The organism is Streptosporangium sp. NPDC002721, assembly GCF_042888905.1.
In the GTDB taxonomy this organism is placed as follows: domain Bacteria; phylum Actinomycetota; class Actinomycetes; order Streptosporangiales; family Streptosporangiaceae; genus Streptosporangium.
In genome coordinates this window covers 26,280-42,550 of record NZ_JBIAQI010000049.1, presented here as the reverse complement: position 1 = coordinate 42,550, position 16,271 = coordinate 26,280, and the positions used below count along the sequence as shown (strand labels likewise).

General features: G+C 73.0%; 14 protein-coding genes and 1 pseudogene. 9 read left to right on the top strand and 6 right to left on the bottom strand.

Annotated features, from left to right (window positions below):
- The 4 genes and pseudogenes from ACFYWM_RS42140 to ACFYWM_RS42125 form a co-directional block, all read left to right on the top strand.
- Positions 1 to 519: pseudogene (locus tag ACFYWM_RS42140) on the top strand (ABC transporter ATP-binding protein); the annotation flags it as partial.
- A complete protein-coding gene (locus ACFYWM_RS42135; protein WP_389926680.1) occupies positions 516 to 1,589 on the top strand; it encodes an ABC transporter permease in 1,074 nt (357 codons plus the stop codon). The pseudogene ACFYWM_RS42140 and the gene ACFYWM_RS42135, both read left to right, overlap by 4 nt.
- The gene (locus ACFYWM_RS42130) at positions 1,586 to 3,022 is read left to right on the top strand and encodes a S41 family peptidase (RefSeq protein ID WP_389926678.1); all 1,437 of its coding nucleotides are present in this window, start codon (positions 1,586 to 1,588) and stop codon (positions 3,020 to 3,022) included. The genes ACFYWM_RS42135 and ACFYWM_RS42130 overlap by 4 nt, the downstream gene beginning before the upstream one ends.
- 14 nt (positions 3,023 to 3,036) lie before the next feature.
- Entirely contained in the window at positions 3,037 to 4,194 is a 1,158-nt protein-coding gene (locus ACFYWM_RS42125) for an alpha/beta hydrolase family protein (protein WP_389926675.1), read from the top strand.
- A 25-nt stretch (positions 4,195 to 4,219) separates the two neighbouring features.
- Here the strand turns inward: ACFYWM_RS42125 and ACFYWM_RS42120 are convergent, their stop codons facing one another.
- Positions 4,220 to 4,822 (bottom strand): DNA-binding response regulator, encoded by a 603-nt coding sequence (locus ACFYWM_RS42120; protein WP_389926673.1) that lies wholly within the window; start codon positions 4,820 to 4,822, stop codon positions 4,220 to 4,222.
- Positions 4,823 to 4,857: 35 nt separating this feature from the next.
- Complete coding sequence (locus ACFYWM_RS42115) at positions 4,858 to 5,922, bottom strand: sensor histidine kinase (protein ID WP_389926682.1); 1,065 nt, start codon at positions 5,920 to 5,922, stop codon at positions 4,858 to 4,860.
- A 481-nt stretch (positions 5,923 to 6,403) separates the two neighbouring features.
- On the opposite strand from ACFYWM_RS42115, the gene ACFYWM_RS42110 reads away from it, so the two are divergent.
- Complete coding sequence (locus ACFYWM_RS42110) at positions 6,404 to 7,696, top strand: site-specific integrase (RefSeq protein ID WP_389926671.1); 1,293 nt, start codon at positions 6,404 to 6,406, stop codon at positions 7,694 to 7,696.
- Positions 7,697 to 7,939: 243 nt separating this feature from the next.
- On the opposite strand, the gene ACFYWM_RS42105 is transcribed toward ACFYWM_RS42110, so the two are convergent.
- The gene (locus tag ACFYWM_RS42105) at positions 7,940 to 8,539 is read right to left on the bottom strand and encodes a TetR/AcrR family transcriptional regulator (RefSeq protein WP_389926667.1); all 600 of its coding nucleotides are present in this window, start codon (positions 8,537 to 8,539) and stop codon (positions 7,940 to 7,942) included.
- A gap of 41 nt (positions 8,540 to 8,580) precedes the next feature.
- Between ACFYWM_RS42105 and ACFYWM_RS42100 the strand changes: the two genes are divergently transcribed.
- Positions 8,581 to 9,753: a macrolide family glycosyltransferase gene (locus ACFYWM_RS42100; protein WP_389926664.1), complete on the top strand. Its 1,173-nt coding sequence runs from the start codon at positions 8,581 to 8,583 to the stop codon at positions 9,751 to 9,753.
- A gap of 113 nt (positions 9,754 to 9,866) precedes the next feature.
- Here ACFYWM_RS42100 and ACFYWM_RS42095 read toward each other — a convergent pair whose 3' ends face one another.
- Positions 9,867 to 11,069, bottom strand: a complete 1,203-nt coding sequence (locus tag ACFYWM_RS42095) for an FAD-dependent monooxygenase (protein WP_389926661.1) — start codon at positions 11,067 to 11,069, stop codon at positions 9,867 to 9,869.
- 11 nt (positions 11,070 to 11,080) lie between these two features.
- On the opposite strand from ACFYWM_RS42095, the gene ACFYWM_RS42090 reads away from it, so the two are divergent.
- On the top strand, positions 11,081 to 11,884 hold the full coding sequence (locus ACFYWM_RS42090; RefSeq protein WP_389926658.1) for a TetR/AcrR family transcriptional regulator: 804 nt from the start codon (positions 11,081 to 11,083) through the stop codon (positions 11,882 to 11,884).
- Between the two features lie 202 nt (positions 11,885 to 12,086).
- Here ACFYWM_RS42090 and ACFYWM_RS42085 read toward each other — a convergent pair whose 3' ends face one another.
- Positions 12,087 to 12,998, bottom strand: a complete 912-nt coding sequence (locus ACFYWM_RS42085) for a LysR family transcriptional regulator (protein ID WP_389926655.1) — start codon at positions 12,996 to 12,998, stop codon at positions 12,087 to 12,089.
- 130 nt (positions 12,999 to 13,128) lie between these two features.
- Here ACFYWM_RS42085 and ACFYWM_RS42080 point away from each other — a divergent pair, with 130 nt between their 5' ends.
- The gene (locus tag ACFYWM_RS42080) at positions 13,129 to 14,433 is read left to right on the top strand and encodes an aspartate aminotransferase family protein (RefSeq protein ID WP_389926653.1); all 1,305 of its coding nucleotides are present in this window, start codon (positions 13,129 to 13,131) and stop codon (positions 14,431 to 14,433) included.
- 53 nt (positions 14,434 to 14,486) lie between these two features.
- Here ACFYWM_RS42080 and ACFYWM_RS42075 read toward each other — a convergent pair whose 3' ends face one another.
- A complete protein-coding gene (locus ACFYWM_RS42075) occupies positions 14,487 to 15,110 on the bottom strand; it encodes a TetR/AcrR family transcriptional regulator (RefSeq protein ID WP_389926650.1) in 624 nt (207 codons plus the stop codon).
- Positions 15,111 to 15,158: 48 nt separating this feature from the next.
- Between ACFYWM_RS42075 and ACFYWM_RS42070 the strand changes: the two genes are divergently transcribed.
- Positions 15,159 to 16,109, top strand: coding sequence for an NADP-dependent oxidoreductase (locus ACFYWM_RS42070; RefSeq protein ID WP_389926648.1), 951 nt, complete (start codon positions 15,159 to 15,161; stop codon positions 16,107 to 16,109).
- Positions 16,110 to 16,271: the final 162 nt, after the last annotated feature.

Genomic DNA, 16,271 nt, shown 5'->3' with positions numbered 1-16,271 from the left:
CAGCGGGCGGGCAGGCTGTCGGGTGGCCAGCGCGCCCAGCTCGCGCTCACCCTGGGCCTGGCCAAGCGGCCCGAACTGCTGGTCCTGGACGAGCCCGTGGCCTCGCTCGACCCGCTGGCCCGCCGCGAGTTCATGCAGGGGCTGATGGAGGCCACGGTCGAGCACACGCTGAGCGTGGTGCTCTCCTCCCACCTGGTCTCCGACCTGGAACGGATCTGCGACTACCTCATCGTGCTCGTCGACTCCCGCGTCCAGATCGCCGGGGAGAGCGAGAAGCTGCTGGCCACCCACCACCGGCTCACCGGCCCGCGCCGCGACCCCGACCGCCTCCCCGCCGACCAGCACGTGGTCTCCGCGCGCCACACCGAACGACAGAGTACGTACGTGGTCCGTACCGACGCCCCGATCCACGACCCCGCCTGGACGGTCACCCAGCTCGGCCTGGAGGACCTCGTCCTGGCCTACATGGACAAGCGCACCGCCGACAACCGGCGAGCCGCCCTGGAGGTGCAGCGATGATCTGGCTGACCTGGCGCCAGTTCCGCGGCTCGGCCGCGATGACGGCCGCCGTGCTCGTCGCACTCGTCGCCACCCTGGCCCTGACCGGCCCGGAACTGGCCTCCCGCTACTCCACCGGGATCACCGCCTGTGTGCGGGACGACACCTGCGACCGCTTCTTCGACAGCTTCTTCGACGACTACCAGACGCCCTTCATGGCCGTCAGCCTCCTCGTGCTGCTCCTGCCCGCCCTCGTCGGGCTCTTCTGGGGAGCACCGCTGATCACCCGGGAGCTGGAGGCGGGAACGCACCTGATGGTGTGGAACCAGAGCGTCACCCGCACCCGCTGGCTGGCGGTCAAGCTCGGGCTCACCGGCCTGGCGGCCATGGCCGCCGCCGGTGCGTGCGGCCTCGCGGTGACCTGGTGGTCCGCCCCCCTGGACAAGTCGGCCACCTCGGAGCTGGCCCTGATGGCCCCCCTGGTGTTCGGCGCGCGCGGCATCGCCCCGATGGGGTACGCGGCCTTCGCCTTCGTCCTCGGGGTGACCGTGGGCATGCTGGTGCGCCGCACGCTGCCCGCCATGGCCCTCACCCTGGCCGTCTTCGTCGCGACCCAGCTCGCCATGCCGCTGCTCGTCCGTCCCCACCTGATGCCCCCCGTCACGTCGGCCTTCGAACTCAGCCGTGCGAACGTGGATGGCATCGGCATAAGACGGGACGAAAACCAGTTCGTGCACATCAGGCTGGACTCTGCCATTCCCGGTCAAGCCGGGGCCGGTGCCTGGGTACTGTCCAGCGACTTCGTCGATCCGTCCGGGCGCGTGATCTCCGGCAGCGGCGAGGAGGGCGCCGCCGTCAGGACCTCCACCACGTCGGGACCCTGCGCACCGCCGGGACCGGGAGCGGGAGCGGGAGCGGGCATGGACGGGTGCCTGGTCGAGATCAACCGGCTCGGCTACCGGCAGCAGGCGACCTACCAGCCCCTGGAGCGCTTCTGGCCCTTCCAGTGGATCGAGACCGGCATCTACGCCCTGCTCACCGCCGCCCTCACCTGGTTCTGCTTCTGGTGGGTCCGAAGGCGCCTGTCGTGACCGGCGTCAGGGTCACCAGGGTCACCAGGGTCACAGCCACCGGGCTCGCGCTCCTGCTGGCGGCGGCCTGCACCGCGCCGACGCCGCCGCGCATCCAGGCGAACACGGCGGGCGCGACGGTGTGCGCGCGCCCCCAGGGACCTCCCGCGGCGGAGACGGCCACCACGATCGACGTCATCGAACAGGCCTACTTCTGCATCCTGGGCACCTACTACAGCGGCGCCACCCTGGACGCCCGCTCACTGCTGCTGGCCGGATTCGCCGCCCTGACCCAGGAGCTCGGCCGCGACGGGCGCGAGGTGCCCGAGGCGACCATGCCCGCCCTGACCGGCGACCGCAAAGCCGACTGGACCGCCTTCGAGACCGCCTTTCGGAAAGTCACCGACCAGGTCCCCGACCTGCGCGAACAGCTGGCCGTCGTCACTTTGGAGGCCATCGTGGCCTCCCTCGACGACAACCACGCCCGCTGGGCACACAGCGTCAAGCGGCCACCCGACCACTACGACGGCGACGGCTACGGTTTGGGCCTGACGGCCAACGTCACCGGCGCGCAGGCCGACGCCAACCCCGGCACCGCCCTTCCCCCGCTGTTCGTCACCACCGTACAGGGCGGCGCCGCCCAGGCCGCCGGGCTGCGCGCGGGCGACGTCATCGAAGCGGTCAACGGCTCGGCACCCTTCATCGACGGAAAGGCCACCCCCGCGATCGCCGCCCTCTACCCGCGATACCCGGAGGCGCGGCCGGTCGAGTTGCGGTTGTCGCGCCAGAGCACCGGCCGCCGCTGGAGCGTGACCCTCAAACCGGGCCTCTTCCAACGGGACCTGACCGCCCTGCAGGTGGTGAGGTCGAAGCTGTTGGACGACGACGTCGCCTATGTGCGGATGACCGGATTCGCGGCCGACTCCGCGAACCGGGTGTTCAAGGCCGTCACCAGGCTGCGCGCCGGCCGGACGCTGTCCGGCGTCGTGCTGGACCTGCGCGGCAACGGCGGCGGCAGCCCCGTGGAGGCGACCCGGCTGCTGAGCGCGTTCGGCCACCGCAGGGTCACCGCCTACCAGTGCGCCGTGGACGGCACATGCGAGACCATGCGGACCGACGACACCGTCGAGTTGCTTCGCCTGCCGCTGGTGGTGCTGGTCGACCGCGGCTGCGCCTCGGCGTGCGAGCACTTCAGCTCCGCGGTCAAGGACCTGCGCCTCGGGCAGCTGGCCGGCACCAGGACCGCCGGGCTCGTCTCCGGCCCGGCCGGGTCCTACCTGCTGAGCAACAACACCCTGCTGAGCTTCCCCGACAAGCATCACTTCGGACCGAACCGCGAGGTCATCGACAAGATCGGCGTGCCGCCCGACCACCACGTCCCCCTGACCCCCGAGGACGCCGCCGCCGGACGCGACCCCGCCCTGGCCAAGGCCCTGGCCCTGCTGCACAAGTGAAGGGACCCCTCTCCATGAGACAGCTCCTGGCCGTGGCCGCGGGACTGATCGTCCTGGCCGCGTCCGCCTGCTCCGCCCCCACACCGCCCCGGGCCGACGCCGGCCCGCCGCTCACGCCGACCGGTCCCGCCACCCTGCCCGCCCCCACCGGGCCCCATCCGGTCGGCACCACCGCCCTGCACCTGACCGACACCTCCCGCCCCGACCCCTGGGACCCCGACGCCGACGCCAGGGAGCTCAAGGTCACCCTGTGGTACCCGACCGGGCGACGGGACGGGCGGCGGGCGCCGTACATGACGACCAGGGAGTCGGAGCTCCTGCTGAAGGGCTCCAGGATCGCGACCGCGCCGTACGGCACGCTGAGCAGGACCCGGACCAACGCGATCGAGGACGCCGAACCGGCGGGGCGGCGACTTCCGCTGGTGGTGCTCTCCCCGGGCTTCACCAAACCGATGAGCACCCTCACCTCCCTGGCCGAGGACCTGGCCAGCCGCGGCTACGTCGTGGCCGGGATCGACCACACCCACGAGAGCTACGCCACCACCCTGTCCGACGGCCGGGTCGCCGAATGCGTCGCCTGCGACAGCGACACCGACCCGGGTTTCGGCGCCGGGCTGGTCCAGGGCCGGGCCGCCGACGTCTCGTTCGTGCTCGACCGGCTGACCACGACGTGGAAGGGCTCCGGCCTGATCGACCGCGAAAGGATCGCGATGGCAGGCCAGTCGATCGGCGGGGCCGCCACCGTGGCGGCCATGGTGAAGGACCCCCGGATCCGCGCCGGAATCGACATGGACGGCACCACCTACGCCCGCATCCCCAAGACCGGCCTCTCCCGGCCGTTCATGTTCCTGGGCTCGCCGCAGCACGTCCCGGGCGGCCGGGACAACTCCTGGGACCGCGACTGGAAGCTGCTGACCGGATGGAAGCGCTGGATCGTGCTGACGGGCGCGGACCACCAGTCCTTCACCGACCTGCCGCTGATGATGGGCACCCTCGGTATCGCTCCCCCCGCCGGCGCCCTGCCCGCGGCACGCTCCGCCGAGCTCACCCGCACGTACGTGGCGGCCTTCCTCGACCGGCACCTGAGATCACGACGACAACCCCTCCTGGACGGGCCGTCGTCGCGCCACCCCGAGGTCGGGTTCTGCCCCGCGACCTGCGGCCGGTCCTGAGGCGCCGCGCCCTCGCCGCCCTCGCTCACAGCCAGTCGTGTTCGCGCGCGTACCGTGCCGCCTCGTGCCGGGTCCGGGTCTGGGTCTTCTGCATCGCGTTCGACAGGTAGTTGCGCACGGTGCCTTCCGCCAGGTGGAGCTGGACGGCGATGTCGGCGACCGAGTAACCCCCGCCGGTCGCCCGCAGCACATCGATCTCACGCTCGGTGAGCGGGCAGTCGTCGACGACGGCGAGGGCGGAGACGTCGGGGTCGATCCATCGCCTGCCCTCGTGCAGGGCCGTGATGACCGAGACGATGTGAGCCGGTTCGGCGGACTTGCTGACGAAGCCCTGGACCCCGAGCCTCAGCGCCCTGCGCAGCACCCCCGGCCTGGCATGGCGGGTCAGCATGAGGATCACCTGCTCCGGCCGTTCACGGCGGATCTCCGCGACGGCGCCGAGCCCGTCCATGCCGGGCATCTCCAGGTCGATGACGAGCACGTCGGGCCGGTGTCGCAGCGTGGCCCGGACGGCCGCCTCGCCCTCCTCCGCCTCGGCGAGCACGGTGATCTCCCCTTCGAGGGGGAGCAGCGCCGCCAGCGCCTTGCGGAGGAGGGCCTCGTCGTCGGCGAGCACCACGGTGGTCATCAATCGTCCTTCCCGGTTTCCGGAGGGCAGTGCTTTCAGCGGGCGGTGTCCGAGCGGCCGTGCGGGAACGCCGCGGCCGTCAGGAAACGCCCGTCCTTCTGCTCCACCGTCAGCTCGCCCCCGCTGCCCTCCACGCGTTCCTTGAGCGTGGCGAGCCCTCGCAGCTCGGGAGGCGGATCCTCCCGGGCGCCGTCGTTGACGATGGCGATACCCGACTCCGACAGGGTGATGCGCACCTGCCGGGCCTGCGCGTGCCGCAGGATGTTGGTCGTCGTCTCCCGCAGGACCTGGCCGAGCAGCTCGCCCGCGTGCGCGTCGACCTCGGCCTCCCGGTCGACGCGCACGCGGATGCCCGCGGCCTCGAAGAGGTTCTTCGCGTTCTCCAGCTCCGCGGACAGGTTGAGCCGCCGCTGCGCGTAGGCGAGCGCCTTGGTCTGGGCGATGGTGTCGCTGACCAGGGCGTGCACCTCGCGCAGTTCCTGCTCCACCCGTCCGGCGTCGCTGTGCACCAGCTTCTGGGCCAGCGCGATCTTCAGCTTCACCACGTGCAGGGTGTGGCCCTGGATGTCGTGCAGATCGCTGGCGAAACGCATGCGCTCCCGCATGACGGCCAGCTCCGCCTCGCGCTCCCGTGCCTCCTCCAGCTCCTTCACCAGGCCGTAGAACTTCTGGTTGGGGAACATCAGGCCGGTCAGCACCGCGGTGATGCCCGCGGGGACGATGACGTACGCGATCAGGACGGCGGAGAGAGGGTCCTGGGTCACCAGCAGCCTCGCCGCGCCCACCGCGGCGACGTAGGAGATCACCCCCAGGGCCACCTTGCCCCGGTGGCGCGGCAGCTGGGGGACGGTCAGGGAGCACACGATCGAGATGCCGTAGAACGCCGTGTCGCTGCCTATCACCAGCGCTCCGACGGCCCATACGGCCGCGGCGACGACCAGGCAGGGAAGCGCGACGCGGGAGATGTCACGCGCCGCCCATCTCACGAAGGCCACCAGGCTGACGGCCACGCCCAGCCCCAGGACGACGGCGTGCCACCAGGTCCTGGCCTCCATCGCCACCAGCAGCACCCCCACGGCGGCGATCATCGGGAGGAACATGACGATGTTGAGCCTGCGCAGCCGTCCCCGCGTCGTTTCGGTGTACCCGTAGGTCGTGTGCAACCCCCTCCGGGCCGGCCTCACCGGTCCTCGCCCGGCCGTTCCTCCCCCGGCCGTGGAGCCGTCGGAGCGCCCGCCACGACGAGGGCCGTCACCGTCGGTCACCGCTTGTTCCCCGACCGCGACTCCAGGCCGCCGGGCAGGACACCGGCACGAGGCGGCGGGGAAAGGCGGTCGCGGTGACCGTCGGCGGGACGCGCGGGGCTTCGGTGTCCATGGGTGACTTTCCGGGAGCGAATAGCACAGTATGTCTATTATTCTCAGCGTTTTCGTGGTGCCGCCAGTGACGCCGTGTCATACGTTCACCCAAGAAATGTCATGACGGGGTCATGGCGAGGCCGCGCCGCCCGCCGGGATCGACGCCGTGTCCTCCGGGAACCACGCCGATGACGGCACCCGGCCGATCATGCAGAATGCGCAGATGGACAGTGCTGACATCTCGCCGCGGGCTCATACGGACGACGCCGACGGCACGACGCCGAGCCTCGCCGCCGCCGGTGTCACCGCCGGTGTCACCGCCGGGGCGGGCTCGCCCGGTGAACCCGGCTCGTTCCGTGAACCCGGCTCCCCCGGTGAATCCGGCTCGTCCGGTAAATCCGGCTCCCCCGGTGAGCCCGGCCCGACCGGTGAACCCGGGACCGCGCTCGCCCGGCGCGCTCCGGCCGGGGGCGCGGCGCCCGTGGGCGACGCGGTCGTCCTGGACGGGGTGACGTTCGCCGGCGGTCGGAGCTCGGCCGACGAGTACGTGACCGAGGAGGCGGCGCGGCTGATCGCGGCGGCTCCGGCGGCCAACACCACCCGCGCCTACGCCCGCGTCTGGGCCGGATACCTGTCCTGGTGCACCGCCACCGGCCGCACCCCGCTGCCGGCCACCGCCGCGACCCTGGCCAGCTTCGTCGCCGAGCTGGCCGGTCGCGGCCTGGCCCCGGCCAGCATCGACCAGGCGCTGGCCTGCGTGTCGTCCGCGCACGGCAAGGCGGGCCTGGCCAGGCCGCACACCGGCGCCGCCCGCGACGCGTTGCGCGCCTACCGCCGCGACTGGAGCACCAGACCTGGTAACGCGGTACGCAAGGCCCCGCCGATCACGGTCGAGATCCTGCGCGTCCTCGTCGAGCACACCCCCGACGACACCCCCACCGGCATCCGGGACCGGGCCGCGCTGGTGCTCGGCTTCGCGCTGATGGGCCGGCGCAGCGAGCTCGCCGCCCTCGACTGCGAGCACCTCACCTTCCCGCGCCAGGGCCTGGAGGTGTTCATCCCCGTCAGCAAGACCGACCAGGACGCCGCCGGGCAGACCGTCGCGGTCCCCTACGGCTCGCACCTGGACACCTGTCCGGTCCGCTCGGTGCAGGCCTGGCTGACCGTGCTGCGCGAGCACGGCATCACCACCGGGGCGCTGCTGCGGCCCGTCGACCGCTTCGGCCGCATCGGCGGCACCCCCGGCTGGGCCGGTCGCGGTGGCCTGCGCCTGTCGGGCGTCACGCTGAACACCATCGTCAAGGACGCCGCCCTGCGCGCCGGCCTGGCCGACGCCGGACGCTACAGCGCGCACGGCCTGCGCGCCGGAGGCGCCACCACCCTCGCCGACGCGAACGTGCCCACCGGCAAGATCGCCGAGCAGGGCCGCTGGAAGCCCACCTCCCCCACCGTGCACGGCTACGTCCGCGCCGTCGACCGCTGGAAGGACAACCCCATGGGCAGAGCGGGCCTGTGACCGCCCCGGAGGGCCTTCCCGCGCGGGCCCGGGGAACCGCGGTGACCACGGCGTCGGTGGACAGGGTCATGGAGACGCCGATGCCCGGGCCGAGCACGGCCAGGAAGACTCCCAGGCCCCGGTACGACGGAGGAGGGGCGGTGAGACCCAGGCCCGCGAGTCCCGCGGCGCGCCGGCCGCCGGGCCGGGAAGCTGTCGGGCGGCCGGTCCAGGCGGTAACGCACTCTCACCGGCCCCGGAGGCCTATCGGACCGCCAGCCGGTCCAGGTGGTAACGCACGCTCGCCATGGCCTGGTCGGGGTCGCGCACGCCGAGCAGGATGTCGAAGGCCAGGCCCTCGACCATGGCGAGCAGTGTGATCGACTCCCGTTCGGCGTCCAGCTCGGGCCGCAGCTCCCCGGCCCGCTGGGAGCGGCCGATCAGCTCGGCGACCTGGTCGTGCAGCCAGAGATATCCCTCCTTCAGGGGTTCGGTCAGGTGGGGGGCGTCCACGGCGCGGGCGGCGAACGCCTGGAGGACGCGGCGCTCGGCCCGGCGGCGGGCGTCCAGCGGCAGCATCTCGGCGATCATCACCTGCAGGAAGGACCGCTCGGAGACGGCGGCGCCGAGGTCGCCGAGCCCGGCCACGATCCGCGCGGTGACCTGCTCGCCGGTGTAGCCGATCACGTGCCGGAGCAGCTCCTCCTTGCTGCGGAAGTAGTGCTGCACGGCTCCGAGCGAGATGCCCGCCTCGACGGCGATGTCGCGCAGCGTGGCGCGGTCCAGCCCGTGGCGGCCCGCGATGCGCAGCACGGCCTCGGCGATGTGCCGGCGCCGCTCGTCGTGATCGACCTTCTTCGGCATGCTCTCCCCTTTTCCATACCCGCGTATTATAATACAGCGGTATGGCAACCGTTGCGTTCTTCGCCCCCGCCGCCTCCGGACACGTCAACCCCACGCTCGCCCTCGCCGCCGAACTCGTGCGACGCGGCCACCGGGTCACCTACGCCACCACGACGGCGTACGCCGAGCGCGTCGCCGAGACCGGCGCCGAGATCGTCCCGGTCACCTCCACCTGGGAGGGACGCGACGACGTCAAGGTGCCACAGATGCACGGCGGGGAGTTCGCCCGCGCCATGGGCCTGCTGCTCGACGAGACCAGGGCGATGCTCTCGCAGCTGGGCGAGGGCCCACCGCCCGACCTGGTGGTCCACGACGGGCCGATGTGCTGGTGGGGCCGGGTCCTGGCCGGGCGGTGGCGGGTGCCCTCGGTGGAGACCTGGCCCAACCTGGTCAGCAACGCCCACTGGTCGATGGCCACCAAGTACACGACGTTCAACCCGCTGAACCCGCGCTTCCTGCTCATGGCCGTCCGGCTGGGCCGCTTCCTGCGGGCGGAGGGGACTCGCGACATGCAGGCGTTCATGCGGGGCGACGGGGCCACGCTCAGGCTGGTGACGCTGCCACGCGCCTTCCAGTACGCCGGCGAGACCTTCACCGACCGGTACGCCTTCGTCGGCCCCGGCCTCTCCGAGCGCGCCTACCAGGGCGGCTGGGAACCCTCCGGCAACCTCCCGGTGGCACTGGTCTCGCTGGGCACCGCCTACAACGACCGGCCCGACTTCTACCGCACCGTGCTGCGCGCGGCGGCGGACCGGCCCTGGCAGGTCGTGCTGGCCGTGGGCGAGCTGGACCGGAAGACGCTGGGGCCGGTGCCGCCCAACGTGGAGGTGCACCGGCACGCGCCGCAGCTGGCCGTGCTGCGGCACGCGCGGGTCTTCGTCACGCACGCCGGGATGGGCAGCACGATGGAGAGCCTGCACTTCCAGGTGCCGATGGTGGCCGTGCCGCAGATGGCCGAGCAGCGGGCCAACGCCGACCGCGTCGCCGAGCTGGGCCTCGGCGCGGTGCTGGCGCCGGGCGAGATCACTCCCAAGACGCTGTGGCGGGCCGTGGAGGAGGTGGCGGGCGACGAGCGCGTTCGCGAACGGCTGGCGTGGATGCGGCAGGAGATGGCCGACGCGGGCGGGACTCCGGCGGCGGCCGACGCGGTGGAGGAGATCCTCGCCCGCCGATGACCCGGCCCCCGTCGCGACGCCGGCCCGACACGGACGCCCAGGCCCGACGCGGACACTCAGACTCGACACGGACACTCGGGCTCGACACGGGCGCCCAGGCCTAACGCGGGCGCTCAGCGGGAGGACCCGGCCGGCTCGTCCCAGTCGAGGTGGTGCTCGTAGATCCATCGGCTGGGGTCGCGGCCGGTGCGGGCCAGGTGCCTCATGGCGAGGGTCATGACGAGGTCGCGCGGGATGCGGGCGACGGGACCGAGCGTCTTCCAGGTGTCGGTGCGCCTGCCCTGCGCCACGACGCGTTCGACCCGTTCCCGGCGCAGCCGCTCGTACGCGGCGAAGGCGGAGGCGACGTCCGGGCCGTCGCGCAGGCATTTGGCCAGCACCACGGCGTCCTCGACGGCCATGGCCGCGCCCTGGCCGGCCGACGGGACGGTGGCGTGCGCCGCGTCACCGATGATGATCATGCGGTCGCGGTGCCATCTCGGCACCGGGGGGACGTCGTAGGTGACCCAGCCGGTGGAGAGCCGATCCGTCGCCTCGACGAGGGCCAGGGCCGGGCCGCGGTCACGCCGGAACGCCTCGACGAGCTCGGCCCGCCACCGGTGCTCGCCGATCGACGCCAGTTCGGCGGGGGTCGGCTCGGTGGCCCGCATCAGGTTCGCCGCCCACCACACCTCACCGTCCGGGTGCGCGGCGCAGGCGAAGAACGCGCGCCTGCCGAAGATCGCGTTCATCGTGCCCGGCCGGCCGCCGATCGCGACGCCCCGCGCGTAGCCGCCCACGTTGACCAGCCCGCCGTAGCGCGCGGCGGGCGCGCCCGGGTCGATGATCTCGCGTACGCGCGAGCGCAGCCCGTCGGCGCCGATCAGCAGGTCCCCCTCGGCGGTGCCGCCGTCGGCGAACGTCGCCAGAACGCCCCCGCCGGTGCCGCGGGCGTGGGCCAGCCGCTTGCCGTACTCGATGCGCACCCCGCGCCGGGCGACCTGTTCACGGAGCGCGCGGTAGAGCTCGGCCCGCTTGACGGTGCGCCCGACCGTGCCGTCCGGCAGGACCGGGCCGTGCGGCAGCTCGCCGATCCGCCTGCCGGAACCGCTGGTGAGCGTGATGTGCGAGGTTTCGAAGCCGAGCCCGCTGACGTCGAGACCGAGCGCGCGCAGGGCGCCCAGGGCGTTCACCGCCAGCGTGAGGAACGCGCCCGCGTTGTCGGCCGGGCGGTCGTAGGCCTCGTAGACCACCGCCTCGATTCCCGCGCGGTGCAGGGCGAGCGCGCTCGACATCCCCGAGATACCGCCGCCGGCGACCATCGCTGTATATGCCATATACCGAGTCTATGGCATATACTCATGGGGACCGCAAGTCACCGATCGAGTGCCAGGGGAAGACGATGAACGGCGAGCTGCCACCCGGGCTCCGGGCCCTGTGGGACCGGCCGGACGGCCCGGAGCCGGAACCCCGGCCCAGACCTGGCCTGAGCCCCTCTCGCATCGTCCGGGCGGCGGTGGAGGCGGCCGACGCCGAGGGCCTCGACGCCGTGTCGATGGCCAAGGTCGCCGAGCGTCTCGGCTTCACCCCGATGTCGCTGTACCGCCACATCACGAGCAAGAACGAGCTGCTCCTGATGATGCTGGACGCGGTCGCGACGGTGCCGGCCGAGCTCGACGAGCCCCGCGACGGCTGGCGGAGCGCCCTGGAGCGCTGGTGCCGGGCCCAGTGGGAGATGCTGCGAGCCCACACCTGGATCGTGCGCCTGCCGATCACCGGGCCGCCGATCACCCCCAACCAGCTCGCGTGGACCGACCGCGCCCTGGCCGCGCTGCGCGGCACCGGGCTCACCGAGGCCGACAAGGCGGGTGTCGTGCTGCTGGTCGCCAACTACATGCACGCCACCGCGCGCCTGGCCGCCGACCTGGGCCGGAGCGCCCACCGGGAGCCCGTCGCCGCCCACAACGCGCTGCTCGGCGACCTGGTGGACGCGCGGCGCTTCCCGGCCCTGCGCGCGGCGATCGACGCGGGCGCCTACGACTATCCACGGGACACCCCGCCGCAGGACCGGCACCTGGACTACACGTTCGGCCTGGCCCGGATCCTGGACGGCGTCGAGGCGCTGATCCACACCCGCGCCTCGGCCCCCTGAGCCCCGCCCGGCGTCGAGAGCGTCCACCCCAAGCAGGCGGCCGCCACCGCGCGGGGCCGGGAAGCGCTGCACGGGTCCCGCCTCACCGGCGCGGACTCGGTCGCGAAGCCGTGCGCTACCGCCCGGGGCCAGGGAGCGCTACGCGGGTTCTCCTTCACCGGCGCGGTCGCGAAGCCGCGCCACCGCGCAAGGCCGGGAAGCGCTACGCGGGTCCCGCCTCACCGGCGCGGGCGCAGTCGCGAAGCCGTGCCACCGCGCGGGCGACGAGGTCGCCGCGGCGCCGGTCCCGGCGGGCGTGGACGACGATGCGCCGCAGCACGGCGGGGCGGACCACCGGCCTGGCGACGACCCCGCCGGGCAGCTCCGCGACGGCCAGGCGCGGCAGGACGGTGACGCCGACCCCCGCCTCCACCAGCCGCAGCGCCGCCCGGTGGTCGTCCAGACGGGCGGCGTAACGCGGCGCGAACCCGGCGGCCCCGCAGGCCGTCAGGATGATCCGCCCGATCGGGCTGTCGTAGATGTCGTGATCGATCCACGGCTCGCCTTCGAGCTCCCGCAGGGCGAGCTCGCGGGCACCGGCGAGAGGGTGGTCACCGGGAAGCACCGCGACGAGCTCCTCGACGAGCAGCTCGTGACGCTGGTAGCCGTCGAGGTGCACCTCGGCCCCGTTGGCGGGCTCGGTCCGGATGTCGAGGTCCGGCCGCCGGCGACCGCGCCCGTCGACGGGCTCGTTGAGGCTGACCTCGACCGTGAGGTTCGGCTGGTGCCGGCGAACGGTCCGCACGACCTCCGGGATCCACCGCTCGGCCGCGGAGGCGAAACAGGCGATCGCCAGATACTGCGCCTGACCGCCCCGGAGGTCGGCGACGACGCGTTCGAGACGCCCGAAGTCGGCGAGCAGCGACTGGGCCTGGTCCGCCAGGTGCCGCGCGGCGTCGGTGGGGCTGATGCCGCGCCCCTGCTTCTCGAAGAGGACCAGCCCGGTCTCCCTGGCCAGGGTGGCCATGTGCTGGCTGATCGTCGCGGGAGAGTAACCGAGGTTCCGCGCCGCCTTGTTGATCGAGCCGGCTGCCAGGACCGCGCGCAGGATCGCGAGACGTTGCGGGTTAAGCATGACCCCCAAAGTAAGGCAACACCGAACGATGAAGCACATTTGTTTGCTTGTTACGAGAGGTTCCGCCGACCGAAGATGACATCGGGCACGACATCCCACGTCGTCCCGGGCACGGTGAGAGAGGTTGGCGATGGACACGACATTCTGGGACGAGGCAGACCGCCTCCTGGTCCGCTACGGAGCCGGCTTCACCCCGCGCGTCATCGAACGCGCCTCCGGCGCCTACGTCTACGACCGCCAGGGCACGCCGATCCTCGACTTCACCTCGGGGCAGATGAGCTCCATCCTCGGCCACGCGCACCCCGACATCGTGGCGACGGTCTCCTCGGCGGTCGCCTCCCTGGACCACCTCTTCAGCGGCATGCTCAGCACCCCCGTACTCGAACTCGCCCGCAGGCTCACCGCGACCCTGCCCCCGGCGCTCGGCAAGATGCTGCTGCTCACCACCGGGGCCGAGGCGAACGAGGCCGCGATCAAGATGGCCAAGCTCTCCACCGGCCGCTTCGAGATCGTCTCCTTCGACCGCTCCTGGCACGGCATGACCCAGGGAGCCGCCGCCGCGACCTTCTCCGCCGGGCGGCGCGGCTACGGCCCCCAGACGCCGGGAAACCTCGCGCTGCCCTCGCCGAACGCCTACCGCTCACCGTTCCGGTCCTCCGACGGCTCACACGACTGGGAGGCCGAGCTCGCCTACGGCTTCGCCCTGGTCGACCAGCAGTCCGCCGGAAGCCTCGCCGCCTGCCTCGTCGAGCCCATCCTGTCCTCGGGCGGGATCATCGACCTGCCACCGGGGTATCTGCGCCGTCTCAGGGAGATGTGCGACGAACGCGGCATGCTGCTCATCCTGGACGAGGCCCAGACCGGTCTCGGCCGCACCGGGGCGATGTACGCGTTCGAACGCGACGGGGTCGTCCCCGACATCCTGACCCTGTCGAAGACCCTGGGGGCCGGGCTTCCCGTGGCGGCCGTCGTCACGACCGCCGAGATCGAACAGACCTGTCACGACCGGGGGTTCCTCTTCTACACCACCCACGTCTCCGACCCCCTGGCCGCCTCCGTCGCGCTGACCGTCCTCGACGTCATCGCCCGCGAGAACCTCACCGAGCGTGCCGCGAGGCTGGGCGGCCAGCTCGCCGACCGGCTGCTGGCGCTTCGCGACACCTACGAGGTCGTCGGCGACGTCCGCGGCCGCGGCCTGCTCCAGGGCGTCGAACTCGTCAAGGACAAGAAGAGCAGGACGCCCGCCGACGCGCTGGGCAAGGCGATCACCTCGGCCTGCCTCGAACGGGGCCTGCACATGAACATCGTCCAGCTCCCCGGCATGGGCGGCATCTTCCGCGTGGCCCCGCCCCTCACGATCGGGGAGGACGAGCTGCACACCGGCCTGGACATCCTGGAGGCGTCCCTCAGGGACGTGCTCGACGCCGGCACCTGACCGAGGCCGGCGCCGGTCGCGGCGGACGGCCCCGCCGTCCTGCCAGGCGAGCCCTACCCCCTGGAGAGGGGAAGCCGGACGGCCGGCGGGAGCGGTGCCGGGACGGGGTTCGCCTGGAACGACTGGATCATCAGGGCCGCGAAACGGCGTGACGCCGCCACCCTCATCCCGGGTGACTCGGCGCGGATGCCCTCGTTGGCCATCAGCGCCAGGCTGATGTCCTCCAGCACGAAGTCCCCGCGCAGGGAGCCCGCCTCCTTCGCGCGCCGCACCAGCTCGAACATCATGCGCAGCGTGCGGTCGCGGTCGGCGGCGAAGCCGGCCGCCCGGGGAAGGTGCGAGGTGAACGCGCGGGCGAAACCCCGGTCGAGGGCGTGCACCTCCATGAGCCTCTCGATCACCAGGCGGAAGCCGCTCCACGGGTCGCTCGCCGCCAGCCCCTCCTCCACGATCGCCGAGCAGGAGGCCATCTGCTCGGCGAAGGCCTCGGCCAGCAGCGCCTCCTTGGTCTGGAAGCGCCTGTAGACGGTCGCGACACCGACCTCGGCGCGCCGGGCGATCTCCCGGATCGGCACCTCCAGGCCCTCGGCGGCGAAGGCCGTGCGAGCGGCGGCGAGGATGCGCTCGCGGTTGTCGCGGGCGTCCGAGCGGAGCCTCGTTACCACTTGGGCCGTCACCGCTCTCACTTTAGCCAAACGGACGGGGTGCTCCGTTACGGTCGGCGCATGAGAGCAGTCCAGTTCACCGAGTACGGCCCGCCCGGCGTCGTGCACCTCGCCGAGGTGGAGGCGCCGCACGCCGGACCGGGCAGGATCCGCGTCGCCGTACGGGCCTCCGGGGTCTCGCCCGGGGAGGTACGCATCCGCTCCGGGGAGATGCGTGACGTGGTGCCCCTGACGTTCCCGTACCGGACGGGGTTCGACGCCGCGGGCGTGGTGGACGAGGTCGGCGACGGCGTCGAGGGCGTGGAGGTCGGCGACGAGGTGTTCGGCATGACCACCACGGCCGCGCGCGGCGCCAACGCCGACTTCGCGGTCCTCGCCGCCTGGGCGCCCAAACCGGCCGCGTGGAGCTGGGAGGAGGCCGGCGGCGCCGCGGGCGGCGCCGAGACGGCCACCCGGGTCCTGGACCGGCTCGCGGTCGGCGCCGGGCACACCGTGCTCGTGCAGGGCGCGGCCGGCGGGGTGGGCACCATCGCCGTCCAGCTCGCGGCCGCCCGAGGCGCCACGGTCATCGGCACGGCGAGCGAGCACAACCACGACTTCCTGCGTTCCCTCGGCGCGCTGCCGACGACGTACGGGCCGGGGCTCGCCGAACGGGTCCGCGCGCTGGCACCGGCTGGGGTGGACGCGGTGTTCGACTGCGCGGGAGGGGCGCTGGCGGACCTCGTCGCCGTCGCCGGCGACGCGGCGCGCGTGGTGACGATCGCCGACCTCGGCGCGGCGGCCCACGGCGTGCACATGTCGCCCGGGGCGCCGGCCGACGCCACGGGCGAGGCCGTGGGAGCCTTCGCCGACCCGCTGGCGCTGCACGGTCTCGCGATCGCGGTCACGCTCGCCGGGGAGGGCCGGCTGCGGGTGCCGGTCGCGGCGGCGTTCCCGCTCGCCGAGGCCGCGGCCGCGCACGAGCTGAGCGAGAGCCGCCACGCCCGCGGAAAGATCGTGCTGGTGGGCTGAGCGGACGCCCGTGGCCCGTCACCGTGACCGGCCACGGGCGAAGCCCTGTCAGGCCGTGGTCCGTCACCGTGACCGGCCACGGGCGAAGCCCTGTCAGGCCGTGGTCCGTCACCGTGACCGGCCACGGGCGAGGCCCTGTCAGGCCGTGGCCCGTCACCGTGA

Bases quoted from the DNA above. Each gene is read 5' to 3' on its own strand.
- ACFYWM_RS42135 (WP_389926680.1), top strand. From the start codon at position 516: ATGATCTGGCTGACCTGGCGCCAGTTCCGCGGCTCGGCCGCGATGACG.
- ACFYWM_RS42125 (WP_389926675.1), top strand. From the start codon at position 3,037: ATGAGACAGCTCCTGGCCGTGGCCGCGGGACTGATCGTCCTGGCCGCG.
- ACFYWM_RS42120 (WP_389926673.1), bottom strand. From the start codon at position 4,822: ATGACCACCGTGGTGCTCGCCGACGACGAGGCCCTCCTCCGCAAGGCG.
- ACFYWM_RS42115 (WP_389926682.1), bottom strand. From the start codon at position 5,922: ATGTTCCTCCCGATGATCGCCGCCGTGGGGGTGCTGCTGGTGGCGATG.
- ACFYWM_RS42110 (WP_389926671.1), top strand. From the start codon at position 6,404: ATGGACAGTGCTGACATCTCGCCGCGGGCTCATACGGACGACGCCGAC.
- ACFYWM_RS42105 (WP_389926667.1), bottom strand. From the start codon at position 8,539: ATGCCGAAGAAGGTCGATCACGACGAGCGGCGCCGGCACATCGCCGAG.
- ACFYWM_RS42100 (WP_389926664.1), top strand. From the start codon at position 8,581: ATGGCAACCGTTGCGTTCTTCGCCCCCGCCGCCTCCGGACACGTCAAC.
- ACFYWM_RS42095 (WP_389926661.1), bottom strand. From the start codon at position 11,069: ATGGCATATACAGCGATGGTCGCCGGCGGCGGTATCTCGGGGATGTCG.
- ACFYWM_RS42090 (WP_389926658.1), top strand. From the start codon at position 11,081: ATGGCATATACTCATGGGGACCGCAAGTCACCGATCGAGTGCCAGGGG.
- ACFYWM_RS42085 (WP_389926655.1), bottom strand. From the start codon at position 12,998: ATGCTTAACCCGCAACGTCTCGCGATCCTGCGCGCGGTCCTGGCAGCC.
- ACFYWM_RS42080 (WP_389926653.1), top strand. From the start codon at position 13,129: ATGGACACGACATTCTGGGACGAGGCAGACCGCCTCCTGGTCCGCTAC.
- ACFYWM_RS42070 (WP_389926648.1), top strand. From the start codon at position 15,159: ATGAGAGCAGTCCAGTTCACCGAGTACGGCCCGCCCGGCGTCGTGCAC.